This window comes from Streptomyces sp. NPDC028722 (assembly GCF_040637655.1).
In the GTDB taxonomy this organism is placed as follows: domain Bacteria; phylum Actinomycetota; class Actinomycetes; order Streptomycetales; family Streptomycetaceae; genus Streptomyces.
Genome location: NZ_JBEZWU010000002.1, coordinates 559,255 through 576,819, shown reverse-complemented (window position 1 = coordinate 576,819; position 17,565 = coordinate 559,255). Strand labels below are relative to the sequence as shown.

Annotated in this window: 15 protein-coding genes; 13 read left to right on the top strand and 2 right to left on the bottom strand. The window is 73.5% G+C overall.

The window, feature by feature from the left end; translation table 11 throughout:
• The first annotated feature begins 95 nt into the window (after positions 1-95).
• The 3 genes from AB0F03_RS05135 to AB0F03_RS05125 all read left to right on the top strand — a co-directional run bounded on the left by AB0F03_RS05135 (position 96) and on the right by AB0F03_RS05125 (position 2,837).
• Entirely contained in the window at positions 96-725 is a 630-nt protein-coding gene (locus AB0F03_RS05135) for an alpha-ketoglutarate-dependent dioxygenase AlkB (protein ID WP_361986633.1), read from the top strand.
• Between the two features lie 98 nt (positions 726-823).
• On the top strand, positions 824-1,591 hold the full coding sequence (locus AB0F03_RS05130) for an MBL fold metallo-hydrolase (protein ID WP_361986631.1): 768 nt from the start codon (positions 824-826) through the stop codon (positions 1,589-1,591).
• Positions 1,592-1,601: 10 nt separating this feature from the next.
• Positions 1,602-2,837, top strand: a complete 1,236-nt coding sequence (locus AB0F03_RS05125; protein ID WP_361986630.1) for a DUF4032 domain-containing protein — start codon at positions 1,602-1,604, stop codon at positions 2,835-2,837.
• A 1-nt stretch (position 2,838) separates the two neighbouring features.
• On the opposite strand, the gene AB0F03_RS05120 is transcribed toward AB0F03_RS05125, so the two are convergent.
• The gene (locus AB0F03_RS05120; protein ID WP_361986628.1) at positions 2,839-3,705 is read right to left on the bottom strand and encodes a universal stress protein; all 867 of its coding nucleotides are present in this window, start codon (positions 3,703-3,705) and stop codon (positions 2,839-2,841) included.
• Positions 3,706-3,927: 222 nt separating this feature from the next.
• On the opposite strand from AB0F03_RS05120, the gene AB0F03_RS05115 reads away from it, so the two are divergent.
• From AB0F03_RS05115 to AB0F03_RS05105, 3 genes are read left to right on the top strand one after another with little or no spacing between them, the layout of a single operon-like run.
• The gene (locus tag AB0F03_RS05115) at positions 3,928-5,604 is read left to right on the top strand and encodes an FAD-dependent oxidoreductase (RefSeq protein ID WP_361986627.1); all 1,677 of its coding nucleotides are present in this window, start codon (positions 3,928-3,930) and stop codon (positions 5,602-5,604) included.
• A complete protein-coding gene (locus tag AB0F03_RS05110) occupies positions 5,601-7,052 on the top strand; it encodes an ATP-binding protein (RefSeq protein WP_361986625.1) in 1,452 nt (483 codons plus the stop codon). The genes AB0F03_RS05115 and AB0F03_RS05110 overlap by 4 nt, the downstream gene beginning before the upstream one ends.
• On the top strand, positions 7,049-7,399 hold the full coding sequence (locus AB0F03_RS05105; protein WP_361986623.1) for a UBP-type zinc finger domain-containing protein: 351 nt from the start codon (positions 7,049-7,051) through the stop codon (positions 7,397-7,399). The genes AB0F03_RS05110 and AB0F03_RS05105 overlap by 4 nt, the downstream gene beginning before the upstream one ends.
• Positions 7,400-7,529: 130 nt before the next feature.
• On the opposite strand, the gene AB0F03_RS05100 is transcribed toward AB0F03_RS05105, so the two are convergent.
• Positions 7,530-9,290, bottom strand: coding sequence for a M4 family metallopeptidase (locus AB0F03_RS05100; RefSeq protein ID WP_361986621.1), 1,761 nt, complete (start codon positions 9,288-9,290; stop codon positions 7,530-7,532).
• 338 nt (positions 9,291-9,628) lie between these two features.
• On the opposite strand from AB0F03_RS05100, the gene AB0F03_RS05095 reads away from it, so the two are divergent.
• From AB0F03_RS05095 to AB0F03_RS05065, 7 genes are all read left to right on the top strand, one after another.
• Positions 9,629-10,795: a serine hydrolase domain-containing protein gene (locus AB0F03_RS05095; protein ID WP_361986619.1), complete on the top strand. Its 1,167-nt coding sequence runs from the start codon at positions 9,629-9,631 to the stop codon at positions 10,793-10,795.
• Positions 10,796-10,869: 74 nt separating this feature from the next.
• Positions 10,870-11,547, top strand: a complete 678-nt coding sequence (locus AB0F03_RS05090; protein WP_361986617.1) for an AIM24 family protein — start codon at positions 10,870-10,872, stop codon at positions 11,545-11,547.
• Between the two features lie 151 nt (positions 11,548-11,698).
• A complete protein-coding gene (locus AB0F03_RS05085; protein ID WP_361986615.1) occupies positions 11,699-12,739 on the top strand; it encodes a tetratricopeptide repeat protein in 1,041 nt (346 codons plus the stop codon).
• A complete protein-coding gene (locus tag AB0F03_RS05080) occupies positions 12,736-13,761 on the top strand; it encodes a polyprenyl synthetase family protein (RefSeq protein WP_361986613.1) in 1,026 nt (341 codons plus the stop codon). The genes AB0F03_RS05085 and AB0F03_RS05080 overlap by 4 nt, the downstream gene beginning before the upstream one ends.
• A gap of 93 nt (positions 13,762-13,854) precedes the next feature.
• On the top strand, positions 13,855-14,814 hold the full coding sequence (locus AB0F03_RS05075; RefSeq protein WP_361986611.1) for a threonine/serine dehydratase: 960 nt from the start codon (positions 13,855-13,857) through the stop codon (positions 14,812-14,814).
• A gap of 159 nt (positions 14,815-14,973) precedes the next feature.
• Positions 14,974-16,542, top strand: coding sequence for a serine/threonine-protein kinase (locus tag AB0F03_RS05070; protein ID WP_361986609.1), 1,569 nt, complete (start codon positions 14,974-14,976; stop codon positions 16,540-16,542).
• A 51-nt stretch (positions 16,543-16,593) separates the two neighbouring features.
• The gene (locus tag AB0F03_RS05065) at positions 16,594-17,565 is read left to right on the top strand and encodes an LLM class F420-dependent oxidoreductase (protein ID WP_361986607.1); all 972 of its coding nucleotides are present in this window, start codon (positions 16,594-16,596) and stop codon (positions 17,563-17,565) included.

Here is a 17,565-nt window from a genome sequence, read left to right as displayed (position 1 = left end):
GATACACCGATGTATCGAAAGGGGGCCGGGGCGGCCGCTGCCGGACGGAATGATCGAATGGGAACGTATTTTCGATTACGCAGTACGCTGGTCCCATGGCCACGCACCTCCAGGGCTCCCTGTTCGACCAGACCGACGAGCTGCGGCTCGGCCCGCTCGACGGGCTGCGCCGGACCGAGCTGGGCGCCGGCGCCTGGATCGACGTCCTGCCCGGCTGGCTCAGCGGGGCCGACACGCTGTTCGAACGGCTGGCGGCGGACGTGCCGTGGCGGGCAGAGCGCCGCGCGATGTACGACCACGTGGTGGCCGTGCCGCGCCTGCTGGCCTTCTACGGGGCGGCGGACCCGCTCCCCCACCCGGTCCTGGACGAGGCCCGCACCGCCCTGTCCCGGCACTACGCCGAGGAGCTGGGCGAGCCCTTCACCACCGCCGGGCTGTGCTTCTACCGCGACGGCCGGGACAGTGTGGCCTGGCACGGGGACCGGATCGGGCGGGGCGCCCGCCAGGACACCATGGTGGCGATCCTCTCCGTCGGCGCGCCCCGGGACCTGCTGCTGCGCCCGGCCGGCGGTGGCGGCGGCACGCTCCGGCGGCCCCTCGGCCACGGCGACCTCATCGTGATGGGCGGCTCCTGCCAGCGCACCTGGGAGCACTGCGTGCCCAAGACCACCCGGGCCGCGGGACCACGCGTCAGCATCCAGTTCCGGCCGCACGGCGTGCACTGACCTGCCGGGACCGGCCCCCGCGCCCGGCCTCCCGTGCGGGGCGGCGCCCCGTCTGGTTGGCTGTCCCCGACGACCGCCGCTCAGGGCTCGGGGAGAACATGCGGGCAGACGTACGCCAAGTCGCCGAAGGCACCTACCTGGTGCACGGCCACCACACCAACTGGGTCATCCTCAAGGAGGGCGACGCCGTCACACTGATCGACACCGGCTACCCCGGAGACCGGCAGGGGCTGCTGGAGTCCCTCGCCCGGGTGGGCAGTTCACCGGAGGCGGTCACGGCCGTCCTGATCACCCACGCGCACAACGACCACCTGGGTTCGGCCGAGCACCTGCGCGCCACCTACGGCACGCCCGTCCTCCTCCACCCCGCCGAGGTCCCGCACGCCCGGCGGGACTTCCTGCAACAGGCCACCATCGCCGACGTGGTCCGCAACGCCTGGCGGCCCGGCGTCCTGCCCTGGGCGGCGCACGTCGTCCGCGTCGGCGGCACGGAGCACCACCCGGTCACCGCGCCCGAGCCGTTCCCGGCCGAGGGCCCGCTCGACCTGCCGGGCCGGCCGGTCCCCGTGCACACCCCCGGGCACACGGACGGCCACTGCGTCTACCACCTGCCCGGGGCGGGCATCGTGGTCTCCGGGGACGCCCTGGTCAGCGGGCACGCCACCTCGCGGATCAAGGGCCCGCAGCTGCTGCCGGACTTCTTCCACCACGAGCGCGCGCGGGCGGTGGCCTCCCTGGAGCTGATCGCCGCGCTCGAAGGCGACCTGCTGCTGCCCGGCCACGGGCCCCTCCACCGCGGCCCGGTGCGGGCCGCCGCCGAGCAGGCCGCGGCACGCGCCTCGGGGAACAGGCGTACGGGGCCGTAAGGTTCGTGCCATGGCCTTGCAGATCAACGCCACCAACCCGGAGCACCCCGCTCTTCTGCTCGCCCTGCCCTGGGACACGCCCCTGGAGGAGTGGCCCGAGGAGTACCTCGTGCCGCTCCCCCGCGGTATCTCCCGGCACGTCGTGCGGTACGCACGCGCCGGCGACGAAGTGATCGCCGTCAAGGAACTGGCCGAACGCCCCGCGCTGCGCGAGTACGGGCTGCTGCGCGACCTGGACCGCCTCGGCATCCCCGCCGTCGACCCGCTGGCCGTGGTCACCGGGCGCACCGGCCGCTCCGGAGCCCCGCTGGAGCCCGTACTGGTCACCCGTCATCTGCGCGGCTCGCTGCCGTACCGGTCGATGTTCGAGACGACCATGCGCCCGGCGACCATGCACCGGCTGATGGACGCCCTCGCCGTACTGCTGGTGCGGCTGCACCTCGCCGGGTTCGCCTGGGGCGACTGCTCGCTGTCCAACACCCTGTTCCGCCGGGACGCCGGCGCCTACGCGGCCTATCTGGTCGACGCCGAGACCGGCGACCTGCACCCCCGGCTCAGTCCGGGGCAGCGGGAGTACGACCTCGACCTGGCCCGGGTGAACATCAGCGGCGAGCTGCTGGACCTGGAGGCGTCCGGCGCGCTGCACCCCTCCGTCGACCCGGTCGACTTCGGCCACGAGATCTGCACCCGCTACCAGGGGCTGTGGCAGGAGCTGACCCGCACCTCGGTGTACCCGGCGGGCAAGTACCACTACATCGAGCGCCGCATCCGCCGTCTGAACGACCTCGGTTTCGACGTGGCCGAGATGCAGATCGAGCACTCCTCCAACGGCGACACCGTCACCTTCGTGCCGAAGGTCGTCGACGCCGGCCACCACCAGCGGCAGCTGCTGCGGCTGACGGGGCTGGACGCCGAGGAGAACCAGGCGCGGCGGCTGCTGAACGACCTGGAGAGCTGGATGGCCACCCAGGACGACCACGCCCCGGCCGATCCCCTCGCCGCCCGCCCGGAAGTGCTGGCCCACCGCTGGGTGCGGGACGTGTTCCGGCCCACCGTGCGGGCGGTGCCGCCGGAGCTGCGCGGCTCCATGGACCCGGCGGAGATCTACCACGAACTCCTCGAACACCGCTGGTACCTGTCCGAGCGCGCCCAGCACGACATAGGCCTCGACGTCGCCGTGACGGACTACATCGACCGGGTGCTGCCCAAGGCCCGGGCCACGCTGGAGCCGACGGGCCCCGAGTAGTTCAGGCGTGCGGGACCACGGCCACCGGACAGTCCGCGTGGTGCAGCACGCCGTGCGCGACCGAGCCGATCCGGGCGCCGACGGCCGTGCGGTGCGCCCGGCGCCCGACGACCACCAGCTGGGCCCGCCCGGCCAGCGACAGCAGCACCTGGCCCGCGCTGCCCATCTCGATGTGCTCCGCCACGGGCACCGCGGGGAACCGCTCCCGCCACGGCCGGAGGGCGTCGGCCAGCGCCTGCCGCTCGTACGGTTCGAGGCCGCCGGCGTCGTCGAGCAGCCTGAGCGAGCCGGGGCTGTAGGCGAACACCGGCGGCAGGGTCCACGCCCGGACGGCGCGGACGGTCGCGCCGCGGGCCGCCGCCGTCTCGAAGGCGAACCGCAGCGCCGCCGCACTGTCCTCGGGGCCGCCCTGCTGGCCGACCACGACGTCCCGCCCGGCCGCCTCGGCCGCGGCCTCGTCCTTCGCGCGCACCAGCACCACCGGCCGGGCCGCCTCCGCGATGACCTGCTGGCCGACCGAGCCGAGCAGGAAGCCGACGACGGGTCCGTGCCCGCGTGAGCCCAGCACCAGCATCTCGGCGTCGGCCGCCACGCCGGCCAGCGTCTCCGCGGCCCCGCCCTCCAGCACGTCGACGCCCACCGTCAGCCCCGGGTGCCGCCCGGAGACGGCGAGGACGGCCTCGGACACGCCCCGGGACACCCAGCCGTGCTGGGTGTCGCGGTCGGCGGCGGCGAGGGTCTCGGCGTAACGCCACACGTGGACCACGCGCAGCGGCAGCCCCCGGCGGACGGCCTCCCGGGCCGCCCAGTCCAGCGCGGCCAGACTCTCCTCCGTACCGTCCACCCCTGCCGTGATCGGGCGTGTCATCCCTGGGCCTCCTCGTCGCCGGTCCTCGTGGTGCTGGTGCCCACTATCGGGCACGGGTGCGCACGGGCACGACGATCCCGTGTCCGGGTCGTCCGCCCCGCACCGGGGGGCACCCCGGACACGTGAGCGCACCGAGGCGATCGAACATACGATGGCTTCGCACCGGCGCGGTGGTCCTCGTGACACCGTCCGGTGGGAACCGGCACCCGGAGTGGGAGACGTATGGCACAGGACGCCGACACAGCGCGGACCGTCATCCTGACCGTGGACGACGACCCGGGGGTCTCCCGCGCCGTCGCCCGCGATCTCAGGCGGCGCTACGGCGCGTCGTACCGGATCGTCCGCGCGGAGTCCGGGGAGTCCGCGCTGGAGGCGCTGCGGGAGCTGAAGCTGCGCGGCGACCTGGTGGCCGTGATCCTGGCCGACTACCGGATGCCGCAGATGAACGGCATCGAGTTCCTGGAGCAGGCACTCGACGTGTATCCGGGCGCGCGCCGCGTGCTGCTGACCGCGTACGCCGACACCGACGCCGCGATCGACGCGATCAACGTGGTCGACCTGGACCACTACCTGCTCAAACCGTGGGACCCGCCGGAGGAGAAGCTCTATCCGGTTCTGGACGACCTGCTGGAGACCTGGCGCAGCAGCGCCTACCGGCCGGTGCCCAGCACCAAGATCGTGGGCCACCGCTGGTCGGCCCGGTCCTCGGACGTGCGCGAGTTCCTGGCCCGCAACCAGGTGCCCTACCGCTGGTACTCGGTGGAGGAACCGGAGGGGCAGCGGCTGCTGGCGGCGGCCGGGCAGGACGGGCAGCGGCTCCCGCTGGTGATCACCCCGGACGGCAGCGCCCTGGTCGAGCCGGAGGCGCCCGAGCTGGCGGCCCGGGTGGGCCTGGCGACGACGCCGACGGCCGAGTTCTACGACCTCGTCGTGATCGGCGGCGGACCGGCCGGGCTCGGCGCCGCCGTGTACGGGGCGTCCGAGGGGCTGCGGACCGTGCTGGTGGAGCGGTCGGCGACCGGCGGGCAGGCCGGGCAGAGCTCGCGCATCGAGAACTACCTCGGTTTCCCCGACGGCGTCTCCGGCGCCCAGCTCACCGACCGGGCGCGGCGGCAGGCGGCCAAGTTCGGCGCCGAGATCCTGACCGCGCGCGAGGTGACCGGGCTCGAGGCCTGCGGCGCCGCGCGGGTCATCCGGTTCGATGACGGCTCGGCGATCGCCGCGCACAGCGTGATCCTGGCGACCGGGGTGCAGTACCGGCAGCTGGACGCCGCGGGCTGCGCCGACCTCACCGGCTGCGGGGTGTTCTACGGCTCGGCGCTGACCGAGGCGGCCTCCTGCCAGGGCCAGGACGTGTACATCGTGGGCGGCGCCAACTCGGCGGGCCAGGCGGCGATGTACCTGTCCCGGGGCGCGAAGTCGGTGACTCTGCTGGTGCGCGGAGCGGACCTGTCGGCGTCCATGTCGTACTACCTGATCCAGCAGATCGGCGAGGCCCCGAACATCTCGGTGCGCTGCCACACGGTCGTCGACGAGGCGCACGGCTCCGGCCGTCTGGAGCGGCTGACGCTGCGTCACACGGTGACCGGGGAGACCGAACAGGTCGACGCGCAGTGGGTGTTCGTGTTCATCGGCGCCGCTCCGCTGACCGACTGGCTGGGCGAGGCGGTGCTGCGCGACGGGCGCGGCTTCATCCTGGCCGGCCCCGACCTGACCGCCGACGGGCGTCCGCCGGCCGGCTGGGAGCTGGACCGGCCGCCGTACCACCTGGAGACCAGCGTTCCCGGCGTGTTCGTGGCCGGCGACGCCCGCGCCGAGTCCGCCAAGCGGGTCGCGTCCGCCGTCGGAGAGGGAGCCATGGCCGTGATGCTCGTCCACCGGTATCTGGAGCAGTCATGAGCGGGCAGGTCATGCCGTGCGCCCCCGGGGAGATCGGCTCGCTGTTCCTCTTCGAGAAGCTGAGCCCCGAGCAGTTGGGCCGGCTGTGCGGCGCGGGCCGGGTGGAGCTGTTCCAGCCCGGCCCCGTGTACACCGAGGGCGATCCCGCCACCTGCTTCTTCGTGATGATCCAGGGCACGGTCGTGCTGTCCCGCCGGGTCGGCGGCGACGACGTGGAGGTCACCCGCGCCTCCCAGCCCGGGGTGTACGCGGGCGCGATGCAGGCCTACCTCGGCGAGCGGGTGCCGCAGGTCTACAACAACTCGATGCGGGTGACGGAGCCGACCCGGTTCTTCGTGCTGCCGGCGGACCTCTTCGCGGAGGTGATGCGCGAGTGGTTCCCGATGGCCGTGCACCTGCTGGAGGGGCTGTTCTTCGGCTCGAAGAACACACAGGCCATGATCGGGCAGCGGGAACGGCTGCTCGCCCTCGGCTCGTTGTCGGCCGGGCTCACGCACGAGCTGAACAATCCGGCGGCGGCGGCCGTCCGGGCCACCTCGGCCCTGCGGGAGCGGGTCGCGAAGATGCGGCACAAACTCGGCGTGATCGCCGGGGGGCCGTTCTCCCGTGACGTGCTGGCCCGCCTGATCGAGATCCAGGAGCGCACCGCCGAACGGGTGGCGAAGGCGCCGGCGCTCGGCCCGCTGGAGGCGTCCGACCGGGAGGACCGGCTCACCGACTGGCTCGCGGACCACGGCTTCGAGCAGGGCTGGCAGGTGGCGCCCACGTTCGTGCAGGCCGGACTCGACGTCGACTGGCTGGAGCAGGTCGCGGCGGCCGTCGGCGAGGAGGTCCTGCCCAACGCGGTCGGATGGCTGAACTACACCATCGAGACCGAGCTGCTGATGAGCGAGATCGAGGACTCCACCACCCGCGTCTCGCAGCTGGTCGACGCCGCCAAGCAGTACGCGCAGCTGGACCGGGCGCCGTACCGCGAGGTGGACGTCCACGAACTCCTCGACAGCACGCTGCTGATGCTGTCCGGGAAGATCGGCCCGGGCATCGAGGTCGTCAAGGACTACGACCGTACGCTGCCGCCGGTGCCGGCCTACCCGGCGGAGCTGAACCAGGTGTGGACGAACCTCGTCGACAACGCCGTCTCGGCCGTCCGGAGCGCCGGCGGGGAGGGCACGCTGACCGTGCGGACCGCGCTCGACCGCGAGCGGCTGCTGGTGGAGTTCCGGGATACCGGACCCGGCGTGCCGCCGGAGATCAGGGACCGGATCTTCGACCCGTTCTTCACCACCAAGCCGGTCGGCGAGGGCACCGGGCTCGGCCTGGACATCTCCTGGCGGATCGTCGTCAACAAGCACCACGGGACCCTGCGGGTGGAGTCGGTGCCCGGGGACACCCGTTTCCAGGTGCTGCTGCCCCTGACCGCCGGCACACACGAGGAGGAGCAGGAATGAACGAGGCCGACGAGATCGACCCCCGGGTCCCGCCGAGCGGCACGGGCTGCGTGGAGTGCGAGGAGGCCGGCGGCTGGTGGTTCCATCTGCGCCGGTGCGCGCGGTGCGGGCACATCGGCTGCTGCGACGACTCCCCCGGCCGGCACGCCACCGCCCACTACCGGGAGACGGGGCACCCGGTGATCCGCAGCTTCGAGCCGGGTGAGGCCTGGTTCTGGAACTTCGCCACGGAGGAGTTGTACGGCTCCGGGCCCGAACTCGCTCCCCCGGCCGGCCACCCCGCTGACCAGCCGGCACCCGGTCCGGCCGGCCGGGTCCCGGCGGACTGGGCGCAGAAGCTGCGCTGAGCCGCCGGCGGACGGCGCACCACCCGGGCGTTCCGCGGGATCCCGACTCCGGGCCGTCCGCACGGGGCCGGGAGCACGGATGCCCCGCGCGGGGCGGGGCATCCGGTGCTGCCGGGTGTGCGGGCGTCCGTCAGTGGCGGGCGGCCGGCGTGTTGGCGGCGGTGACGTTGACCGCCGACCACGACCTGTCCACCGTCTTGTACTCGGTGCTGTTCGCGCCGTACAGGTCCTTGGCCGCCTTCAGCGTCGCGAGGCGCGCCTGGTGGAAGTCGGTGTCGGAGACCATGTAGCGGGTGAGCGCACGGTAGTAGATGGCGGTCGCCTTGGTGCGGCCGATGCCCTTGACCGTGATGTTGTGGTACGTCGGCGAGTTGTAGGTGACGCTGCCGATCGTCTTCTTGCCGCTGCCCTCGGCGAGGAGGTAGTAGGCGTGCGAGGAGACACCCGAACCGGCGTGCACCTCGGTGCCGTACACCTCCGGCTTCCAGTAGTCGATCGTGCCCTCGAGCTTGTCGAGCGACGGGTGGTCCAGGCGGCGCAGGAACTTCTGGGCGAGGCCCATCTTCTCGCCGATCAGGTAGTCCGGCGTGTCCTTCGCGTTCTTGGCGTAGAACTCGACGTTCGAGCCGAAGATGTCCGCGAGCGACTCGTTCAGCGAGCCGGGCTCGCCGTACTGGTTGCCCAGCGTGTCGACGAAGGTCGGCTGGAGGTTGGCGGTCGCCTCCACCACGCCGTGGGTCAGCTCGTGACCGGTGACGTCGAGGACGACGAGCGGCTTCTTGAACATCTTGCCGTCGCCGTCGCCGTACAGCATGCAGTTGCAGTCCGGGTCCCAGAAGGCGTTGCCGACCTTCGTGCCCCAGTGGACCATCGCCTGGGCGGGCTTGCTGTTGTTGGCGATGCCCTTGCGCCCGAACGTGGCCTTGTAGAAGTCCAGGGTCTTGGTGATGCCGTACTGGGCGTCCGCGGCGGCGCTGACCCGGCTGGTGGTCGCGCCGTTGCCCCACACGTCGGTCGTGTTGGTGAACTTCGTGCCGGCGCTGAACTTCTCCGTCTGCGAGCCCTTGGCGTCCCGCGTCTCGGTGCCGTACCGGTTCGGGTCCTTGAGCTGGAAGTGGCCGCGTGAGGTCTGCGTGGTGGTGAGGCCGACGGTGCCCACGAAGAGCGTCTTGCCGGTGCCCTTGGCGGCCGACGGGTAGCGCGTGGCGCCGGAGACGCCCGAACCGAGCAGGCCGGACGCGGTGGTGGCGGAGCCGGCACCGGTGGCCGGGTCCGCGCTCTCGCCGCGCTCGCGCAGGGTGTCGACCAGCTTCGGCGACAGGAACTCGTCCCGGACGGGCGTGTTGCTGCGCACCTTGCCGGTGACCGCGTCCACGACGACCGTGTGGGAGTCGTCGTCGGTGGTGACGGTGACCTGGTAGGCGAGCGCGGAGGCGCCACCCCGGGCGTCCACCACGAGCCGGGCGGCGCCCGCGTCGCCCTTGGCGGCATCGGCGGCCTCGGCGGCGGCCTGGGCCGGGGTCAGGCGGGCCTTGGCGGCCGGCTCGACGGTGTGGTCGGCCGCGCGGGTCACGCCCGTGTAGCCGAGCCTCCGGTCGAGGTGGACGATGAGGTCGCCACCGAGCACCGGCAGGTCGCCGTGCGTCCGGACGAAGCGGACGTGCCGGGCGCCCTCCGGGTCGATCATGACGTCCTGGGCGTGCAGTTCGTCGCCCTTCGAGACGCCGGTCGCCGACGCGTGCGTGAAGGCCGCGGTGCGCGCCGCCTCCACCACCAGCGTGGCGTTCGAGGCGGCGGAGGCGGCGGTCCGCTCCACCCCCGTGGAGGGACCCGCGAAGGCCGTACCGGCCAGGCCCGTGGCAGCCGTCGTCACCGCGATGGCGATCGCCACGGAGCGTATGTGCGCTCTACGCAATCTGATCAGGGTTCCTTCGTTCGAAGGCGGCCGGGGTCACCAACCGCCTTGAGAAATGGCGCAGTCGGGCGCCATGGGGGCTTGTCTGACGCCCCCGGGGGGTAACCCTGTCGGATCAGTCATGTGCACGTAAAGCCGGAATGATCCATTTCGCGAACTTCTATGGCAATCCTTTACGAACGGGCGCCACAGAGTGATCATCGGACCACCAACTGTGTGTCGCCTGGGGAGACGTCGCCCCGATCCCCTAGGTTCCCAGGGCGGAATGTGACCGATATCGCATCAGAAACCGAACCGATGGGAGTGGGTACCGGATGGTCTCAGCAGCGGTGGGGCGGGGAGCGGTCCTCGGGGCGGTCGCGCTGTCATTCCTCACGGTCCCGGCGCGGGCCGTGGCCGGGGAGCATGACGCCCCGGCGGCAGCGGCGCTCCCGGCGCCGGACACGGCGGGGGTCGCCGCGGTGCTGCGGTCGGCGGTGGACGGGGGCGCGCCGGGCGCGCTGGCCCGGATCGACGACCACGGACTGACGTACCGGGTCACGCGCGGTGTCGCCGACCGGGGCAGCGGGCGGGCCATCAGCACGCAGGACCGGTTCCGGGTCGGCAGCATCACCAAGACGTTCTCGGCCGTCGTCCTGCTCCAGCTCGCCGACGAGCACCGGCTCTCGCTCGACGCGCCGGTCAACCGGTACCTGCCGAAGCTGCTGCCCGACGACCGGATCACGGTCCGTCAGGTGCTCAGCCACCGCAGCGGACTGTACGACTACACGAACGACATGTTCGCCCACAGCGTCTCCGGCTTCGAGGCGGTGCGGAACAAGGTCTTCACCTACCGCCAGCTGGTCGCCCTCTCCCTGAAGAAGCCCCGCACCAACGCGCCGGGCGCCGCCTACGCGTACTCCAACACCAACTTCGTCGTCGCCGGCCTGCTCATCGAGAAGCTCACGGGCCGGCCCGTGGCGACAGCGTACCGGGACCGCATCATCGGGCCGCTGGGACTGGCCGACACGTTCTACGTCCATCCGCGGACGGCGATCCCGGGGCGGTACGCCCGCGGGTACCTCACCCCGGACACGGCGGGCGCCGCGCCCGTCGACGCGACCGCCCAGACCGTGTCCTGGGCGCAGAGCGCGGGTGCGGTCATCTCCAGCGCGCGGGACCTCGACACGTTCTACGGCGCGCTGCTCGGCGGACGGCTGATGTCCGCCGCCCGGCTCGCCGAGATGGAACGGTTCACCCGGGTCAACGACACGACGGCGTACGGGCTCGGGCTGCGGCGGCGGGACCTGTCCTGCGGGGTGTCGGTGTACGGGCACACGGGGGCCGTGCAGGGCTACTACACGTACGCGTTCACCACGAAGGACGGCCGGCGCAGCCTCACGGCGATGGCGAACACGTCGAACAACGACAAGGTGCTCGACACCCTGGCGGGCGCCCTGGACCCGGCGTTCTGCGGCAAGGCGGGGGCGGTCGAGCAGTGAAGGCCCTTCCGTGGCCGAACCGGTACGTTCCGTGATCTTGGCGGAACGCTGTCGTCCGGGACACCATGCCCCGCATGAAGGGTGATCTTTTCTCCAGTCAGCACGTGGTGCAGCCGGCCGTCGAGCCGGGGATGTCCGTCGAGAACGCCAAGTGCCTCAGATACGCGGTGAACGGCGAGATGCACGCCCGGCAGGGCGCGATGGTCGCCTACCGCGGCGACCTGAAGTTCGAGCGCAAGGGGCAGGGCGTCGGCGGCATGCTCAAGCGCGCGGTCACGGGTGAGGGACTGCCCCTGATGGCGGTGCGCGGACAGGGCGAGGCCTGGTTCGCGCACGAGGCGCAGAACTGTTTCATCGTCGAGGTGGAGGCCGGCGACCGGTTCACGGTCAACGGCCGCAACGTCCTGTGTTTCGACGCCTCGTTGTCGTACGAGATCAAGACGGTGAAGGGGTCGGGCATCGCCGGCGGCGGCCTGTTCAACAGCGTGTTCAGCGGACAGGGCCGGCTCGGCCTGGTCTGCGACGGCAACCCGCTGGTGATACCCGTGACCGCGCAGGCGCCGGTGTACGTCGACACGGACGCGGTGGTGGGCTGGACCGCGCGCCTGGAGACCTCGCTGCACCGCTCGCAGTCCCTCGGCTCGATGCTGCGCGGCGGTTCCGGTGAGGCCGTGCAGCTGATGCTCCAGGGCGAGGGGTACGTGGTGGTGCGGCCGAGTGAGCTGACGCCCCAGAAGCCACAGCAGCACTGAACCTTCACAAGTGAGCTGCGCCGCCCGGGCAACCCCCGCCGCCGCACCGGCGTCTTGACCAGCGACAGACCGAGCCCCGGCCCTCGGGCCGGGGCATTTTTCCGAGACGCTATGCACGCTGTGTATACACTCTGTGTATAGAAGGGTACGCATGTACGGCAAGGCTTCCGCCCCGGAGTACCAGGGCGCCCTGACCACCCTGTCCGTGAACTCCTCGCTGGTCGACGTGCTGGCCGAAGGCACCGAACGGCTGCGCGAGGCCGAGCGGGCCGGACTGCCCGGCGAGGCGGCGCGCTGCGGGCTCGCCGTCGCCGAGGCGCACCGGCGGCTCGGCCATGTGCGGGACGCCGACCTGGCCTGGAAGGCGAGTTACCGCGCCGCCCGGGAGGCCGGCGACACCGCCGCGATGGCGTGGGCACTGTGGAGCGGCGGCACTCTGGCCCGCCAGCGTGGGGCGTTCCCGCTGGCCCGGCGGCTGCTGGAACTCGCCGCCGACCTCGGCGAGCGCGGCGGGGACGTCGTCGTCCGCGGCTACTCGCTGGCCGGCCTCGCGGAGACCGGCCGCATCCAGGGCGACTACGCGGCGGTCGGCCGGCTGCACGAACAGCTGCTGGCCGAGGCACGCAGGCGGGGCGAGGCCCGGCACACGGTGTGGGCGCTGGAGGGCATCGCCCAGATGCACCGCAACACCGGCGACTTCGACCGCGCGTACGCACTGTTCGAGGAGGCGGCGCAGATAGCCGGCCGGGCCGACGACCGGCGCGGGTACGCCTGGGCACTGCGCGGACTCGCGGACGTCCTCTCCGTGCGCGACGGCGCCACCGAGCGGGCCCTTGAGCTGCTGGCCGAGGCGGAGGCCACCTGCCGCGAGATGAACCTGTCCAGCGCCCTCGCCTACAACCACAAGATGCAGGGCAACGTCCTCTACCGCGCCGGGCGGCACGCCGAGGCCCGGGACCGCTACGAGCTGGCGCTCGCCGAGTTCCGCACCATGAGCGAGCCGCGCGGCGAGGCGCTGTCCCGGCTCGGCCTCGCCAAGTCCCTCGCCCGCCTCGGCCGCGACCGCGCCGAGACGGCCGCCGAACTCGCCGGACTGGCCCGGACGCTGGAGCGCAGCGGGCTGCGGCACGCCCGGGAGATGGTGGCCCGGGCCCAGCGGGAGTTCGGTCTCGACACGGAGGCCGCCCGGTGACGGCGCTCGGCACACCGGTGCAGGACCCGGCCCTGCTCACCCTGACCCGCTGCCGGGAGCTGGTACGGCCCGCGCTGGAGGACGCGGTGGGGCGGCTGCACCCATGGGTGGCCGAGATGGCCGCCTACACCTTCGGCTGGTGCGAGGTCGGCGGGGCACCCGCCGCCGCCCCGGGCGGCAAGGGCCTACGGCAGGCGCTGGCCGTGCTGGGCGCCGAGGCGGCGGGCGCCGACGGGCGGGCGGGGGTGCCGGCGGCGGTCGCGGTGGAGCTGGTGCACGCCTTCTCGCTGCTGCACGACGACATCATGGACGGGGACGCGGTCCGGCGCGGCCGCCCGGCCGTGTGGCGGGCCTACGGGACGGGCCCGGCCGTACTGGCCGGGGACGCCCTGTTCGCGCTGGCGGTGGACGTGCTCGCCGCGGCCCCCGAGGGCCCCGGCGCGGTACGGCTGCTCTCGTCGGCCCTCGCCGATCTGGTGCGCGGGCAGGCCGACGACCTGCTGTTCGCCACCCGGCCGTGGACCGGGCCGGAACGGGTGACGGCGGCGGAGTACCGGGCGATGGCGGAGGGCAAGACCGGCGCGCTGCTGGGCTGTGCCACCGCACTGGGCGCCACGCTCGCCGGGGCCCCCCGGGCCACGGCCGACGCCCTGGACCGGGTCGGGCGGCACCTCGGGACCGCCTTCCAGCTGGTCGACGACGTGCTGGGCATCTGGGGCGATCCGGCCGTCACCGGCAAGCCGGTGGGCGGTGACCTGCGGGAGCGGAAGAAGACCTATCCGGTGCTGGCCGCGCTCGGTTCCCCGGCGGCCCGGGACCTGCCCGCACTGCTGGACTCGCCGGGCCGGGCCGAGGAGGCCGCCGCACTGGTCGAGGCGGCGGGCGGCCGGGCGGCTGCCCTGGCCGAGGCCCGCGCCCACACGGCCGCCGCGCGGGCGCTGCTCGCCGGCACGCCCCTGGCCGGCGGGGCCGCCGGGGAACTGGCACGGCTGCTGGACCTGCTGGCGGACCGCGCGCGGTAGTCATCATCCGATACGGCGTTGACCTGGGGCGTCCCGGCGGGTCAAGGTCCGTTCCGGCGCGGTTCCCGATCCGCGCCGGAAGGATGGAGCACCGTGATCGGTATCTCGGACATCGAAGCCGCCGCACAGCGGATCACCGGACACGTCGTCAGGACACCGACGGTACCGAGTCCCGGCCTCGGCGCGCTGCTCGGCGTCCCGGTCACCGCCAAGCTCGAACTGCTCCAGCGGACCGGCTCGTTCAAGGCCCGCGGGGCCACGGCGAAGCTGCTGTCGCTGAGCGCGGCGGAGCGCGCGGCCGGCGTGGTCGCGGTCAGCGGCGGCAACCACGGTGTCGCGCTCGCGGTGATGGCGGCGGCCCTCGACGTGAAGGCGACCGTGGTGATGCCGCGGACCGCGCCCGCGCGCTCCCTCGCGCTCGCCGAGGAAGCCGGGGCGTCGGTGCGGCTCACCGACGGCATGGACAGCGCCTTCCAGCTGGTGACGCGGCTGCGGGACGAGGGGCTCACCCTGGTCCACCCGTTCGACGACCCGGTGGTGATCGCCGGACAGGGCACCGTGGGTCTGGAACTGGCCGAGGACGCCGGGGAGCTGACGGACGTCGTCGTCAGCGTCGGCGGCGGTGGTCTGATCGCCGGGGTCGCCGCAGCCCTGCGCGCCCTGCGCCCGGGGGTGCGCGTGTGGGGCGTGGAGACCGAGGGAGCGGAGGCGATGTCCGGCGCGCTGAGGGCGGGCGGCCCGGTACCGGTGCCGCTGTCCTCCCTGGTCACGACCCTGAGCGCGCCCTCGGTGGCGCAGCTGACGTACGACCATGTGTCCGCGCTCGTCGAGGACGTCCTGGTCGTCCCGGACCGGGACGCCGTGCAGGGCTGCCTGGACCTCGCCGACCACGCCAAGGTGTGGGCGGAGCCGGCCGCGGGCTGTCTGCTGCCGGCGGCCCGGCAGGTGGCGGCTCGGGCCGGTGACGGCGCCCGGCTCGGGCTCGTGGTCTGCGGGGGCAACACGACACCCGGGGAACTGCACGGCTGGGCGGAGCGGTTCGGCCTGCTGTGAGACGGCTGCCGTGCGGCGGGGCGGCCGATCCGGCACCGCACCGGCCCTCGAACGTATGAATGAAAGGCGGAAAGGGGGCGTGAATTGAGGATTCGCTGAACGCACCCCCGCGCGCCCCGCGTACCTCTGGGAAAGACGCGGCAGGGGCTTCAGCGAGGGATGACCATGGTCGAGACGCACGTCTGCGGACACGAGTGGGTCGCCGGGCGGTACCGGCTGCTGGAGGTCTTCGCCCGGGAGACGAACCGCCTGTGGTGGTACGCCGAGGACACGGCGGCCGAGCAGCCCCGCCTGGTGACACAGACGGCCCTGCCGGAACCCGTCGCCGAGGACACCGCGCGCCGCGTCACGGCCCGGGTCGTCCGCACCTCCGAGACCATGCGGCTGCTCCTCCCCGGCCAGGTGGCCGCGGTCGTCGACGCCGTGGTGGAGGCCGGCACCCTGTGGACGGTCACCGAGTGGATCGACGGCTTACCGCTCGGCGAACTCCTCGCCCGGGAAGGCTCCTTCCACCCGGTGCGCGCCGCACGCACCGGCCTGGAGCTGCTCGACGTGCTGCGGGCGGCGCACGACGCGGGCATCACCCACGGGGAACTGAGCCCCGGCCAGGTCTTCGTGCGGGACGACGGCCCGGTCGTCGTCACCGGGTTCGGCCTGGCCGGCGCGACCCTGGTGCCGCGGCTCACGGCCCCCTCGTACGCCTCGCCGGAGCAGGCCCGCGACGAACGCCTGGGCCCCGCCGCCGACCTGTGGGCACTGGGAGCGCTGCTGTACACGATGGTCGAGGGCCGGCCGCCGTTCCGGGACCGCGGCCGGCCCGACGCCACGCTGAAGGCCGTCGACCGGCTGCCGCTGCGCACCCCGCTGCGCGCCGGCCCGCTCACCCGGGCCGTGCAGGGGCTGCTGCGCAAGGACCCGCGGGAGCGGCTGACCCGGCCGGTGGTCCACGAGGCCCTGACCCGGGCACTGACCGAGGACACGGACGCGGACCACCGGCCCGCGCCCGTGCCCCGGGTACGCGGCGCGTACCGGGGTGCCGCCGGCCCCGGGCGCGGCCGACGGCTCCTGGCCGTCGCCGCCGCGCTCGCCGTGACCGCCGTCGCCGCCGCGGTGCTGGCCGCGACCGGCGCGCTGCCCGGCACGGACACCGCCGGACCGCCGCGCCGGGCCACCGCCCCGGCCGGCCGGCCCACCGGCGGCGCCACCCCGCCTGCCACCCCGCCCGCCGGCCCCGCCCCGCCCCCGTCGGCCTCCCCCGCCCTGCCGGCCGGCTACCACCGGTACACCGCCCCCGAGGGCTTTTCGGTGGCGCTGCCCGACGGCTGGCGGCGGCTGGCCACCTCCCGGGTGGGCGGCCTCGCCTACCGGGTCACCTTCGGCCGCGGCGGCGAACCGACCGCCCTCGCCGTCACCTACAGCGAGCGCGTCGGCCCCGACCCGGTCGCGGTCTGGCGGGACGACGTGGAGCCCGGGCTGGCGAGGCTGCCCGGCTACCACCGCGTCGGCGCCGTCCGGGCCACCACCTACCAGGGCCACAGGGCCGCCGACCTGGAGTGGCTGACGGGATCGGGGGACTCGCGGACGCACACCTTCGGGCGGGGCTTCCTGCTGGGCGGGGCCCGGGGCTTCTCGCTGCGCTTCACCACCCCCGCCGGGGCCTGGGGGAACGCGGCCGGCCGGCTGGCGCTGCGGACGTTCCTCGGGACGTTCCGTGCGCCGAAGGACTGACCGGGTGCCCGTGGGCCGTTTTCCGGCGGCCGGGCCGGGGACTCGCTCCCCATGGTGCAAATCGGATACACGATGATGACGGAGCAGGCCGGCCCCCGGGACCTGGTGAACCACCTCGTGCAGGCCGAGGAGGCCGGGTTCGACTTCTCGGTGACCTCGGACCACTACTTCCCGTGGCTGCGCTCGCAGGGACACGCCTCGTACGCCTGGAGCGTGCTGGGCGCCGCCGCCCAGGCCACCTCGCGGATCCCGCTGATGACCTATGTCACCTGCCCCATCCTGCGCTACCACCCGGCGATCGTGGCGCAGAAGGCGGCGACCGTGCAGCTGCTGTCCGAAGGCAGGTTCCGGCTCGGCCTCGGCGCCGGCGAGAACCTGAACGAGCACGTCGTGGGCGGCGGCTGGCCGCCGGTGGACGTGCGCCACGAGATGCTCGAGGAGGCCGTGCAGATCATCCGCGCGCTGTTCGAGGGCGGCCATGTCACGCACCACGGGCAGCACTACGACGTGGAGTCGGCCCGGTTGTGGGACCTGCCGGACGAGGCGCCGCCGATCGGTCTCGCCGTCTCCGGTGAACGGTCGTGCAAGCTCGCCGGACACCTCGCCGACCTGGTCATCGCGACGGAGCCGAAGGCGGGTCTGCTGGAGGCCTTCGACCGGCACGGCGGCAGCGGCAAGCCCCGGGTCGGCCAGCTTCCCGTCTGCTACGACACCGACCGGGAGAGGGCGGTCAAGCGCGCCCACTCCCAGTTCCGCTGGTTCGGCCTGGGCTGGAAGGTGAACGCCGAGCTGCCGCACCCCGACTCCTTCGAGGCCGCGACCCAGTTCGTCACCGAGGACGACGTCTCCTCCTCCATCCCGTGCGGCGACGACCCGGAGGCGTTCGTGGAGGCCGTACGGCCCTACGCGGAGGCCGGGTTCGGGGAGATCGCCCTGGTGCAGATCGGCGGCGACTCGCAGCCGGAGTTCCTCGACTGGTCGTCGAAGACCCTGCTCCCGGCCCTGCGGGAGGCCTTCGCCTGA

Bases quoted from the DNA above. Each gene is read 5' to 3' on its own strand.
- AB0F03_RS05120 (WP_361986628.1), bottom strand. From the start codon at position 3,705: ATGACACGCCCGATCACGGCAGGGGTGGACGGTACGGAGGAGAGTCTG.
- AB0F03_RS05065 (WP_361986607.1), top strand. From the start codon at position 16,594: ATGGTGCAAATCGGATACACGATGATGACGGAGCAGGCCGGCCCCCGG.
- AB0F03_RS05115 (WP_361986627.1), top strand. From the start codon at position 3,928: ATGGCACAGGACGCCGACACAGCGCGGACCGTCATCCTGACCGTGGAC.
- AB0F03_RS05090 (WP_361986617.1), top strand. From the start codon at position 10,870: ATGAAGGGTGATCTTTTCTCCAGTCAGCACGTGGTGCAGCCGGCCGTC.
- AB0F03_RS05095 (WP_361986619.1), top strand. From the start codon at position 9,629: ATGGTCTCAGCAGCGGTGGGGCGGGGAGCGGTCCTCGGGGCGGTCGCG.
- AB0F03_RS05110 (WP_361986625.1), top strand. From the start codon at position 5,601: ATGAGCGGGCAGGTCATGCCGTGCGCCCCCGGGGAGATCGGCTCGCTG.
- AB0F03_RS05085 (WP_361986615.1), top strand. From the start codon at position 11,699: ATGTACGGCAAGGCTTCCGCCCCGGAGTACCAGGGCGCCCTGACCACC.
- AB0F03_RS05130 (WP_361986631.1), top strand. From the start codon at position 824: ATGCGGGCAGACGTACGCCAAGTCGCCGAAGGCACCTACCTGGTGCAC.
- AB0F03_RS05105 (WP_361986623.1), top strand. From the start codon at position 7,049: ATGAACGAGGCCGACGAGATCGACCCCCGGGTCCCGCCGAGCGGCACG.
- AB0F03_RS05125 (WP_361986630.1), top strand. From the start codon at position 1,602: ATGGCCTTGCAGATCAACGCCACCAACCCGGAGCACCCCGCTCTTCTG.
- AB0F03_RS05135 (WP_361986633.1), top strand. From the start codon at position 96: ATGGCCACGCACCTCCAGGGCTCCCTGTTCGACCAGACCGACGAGCTG.
- AB0F03_RS05070 (WP_361986609.1), top strand. From the start codon at position 14,974: ATGACCATGGTCGAGACGCACGTCTGCGGACACGAGTGGGTCGCCGGG.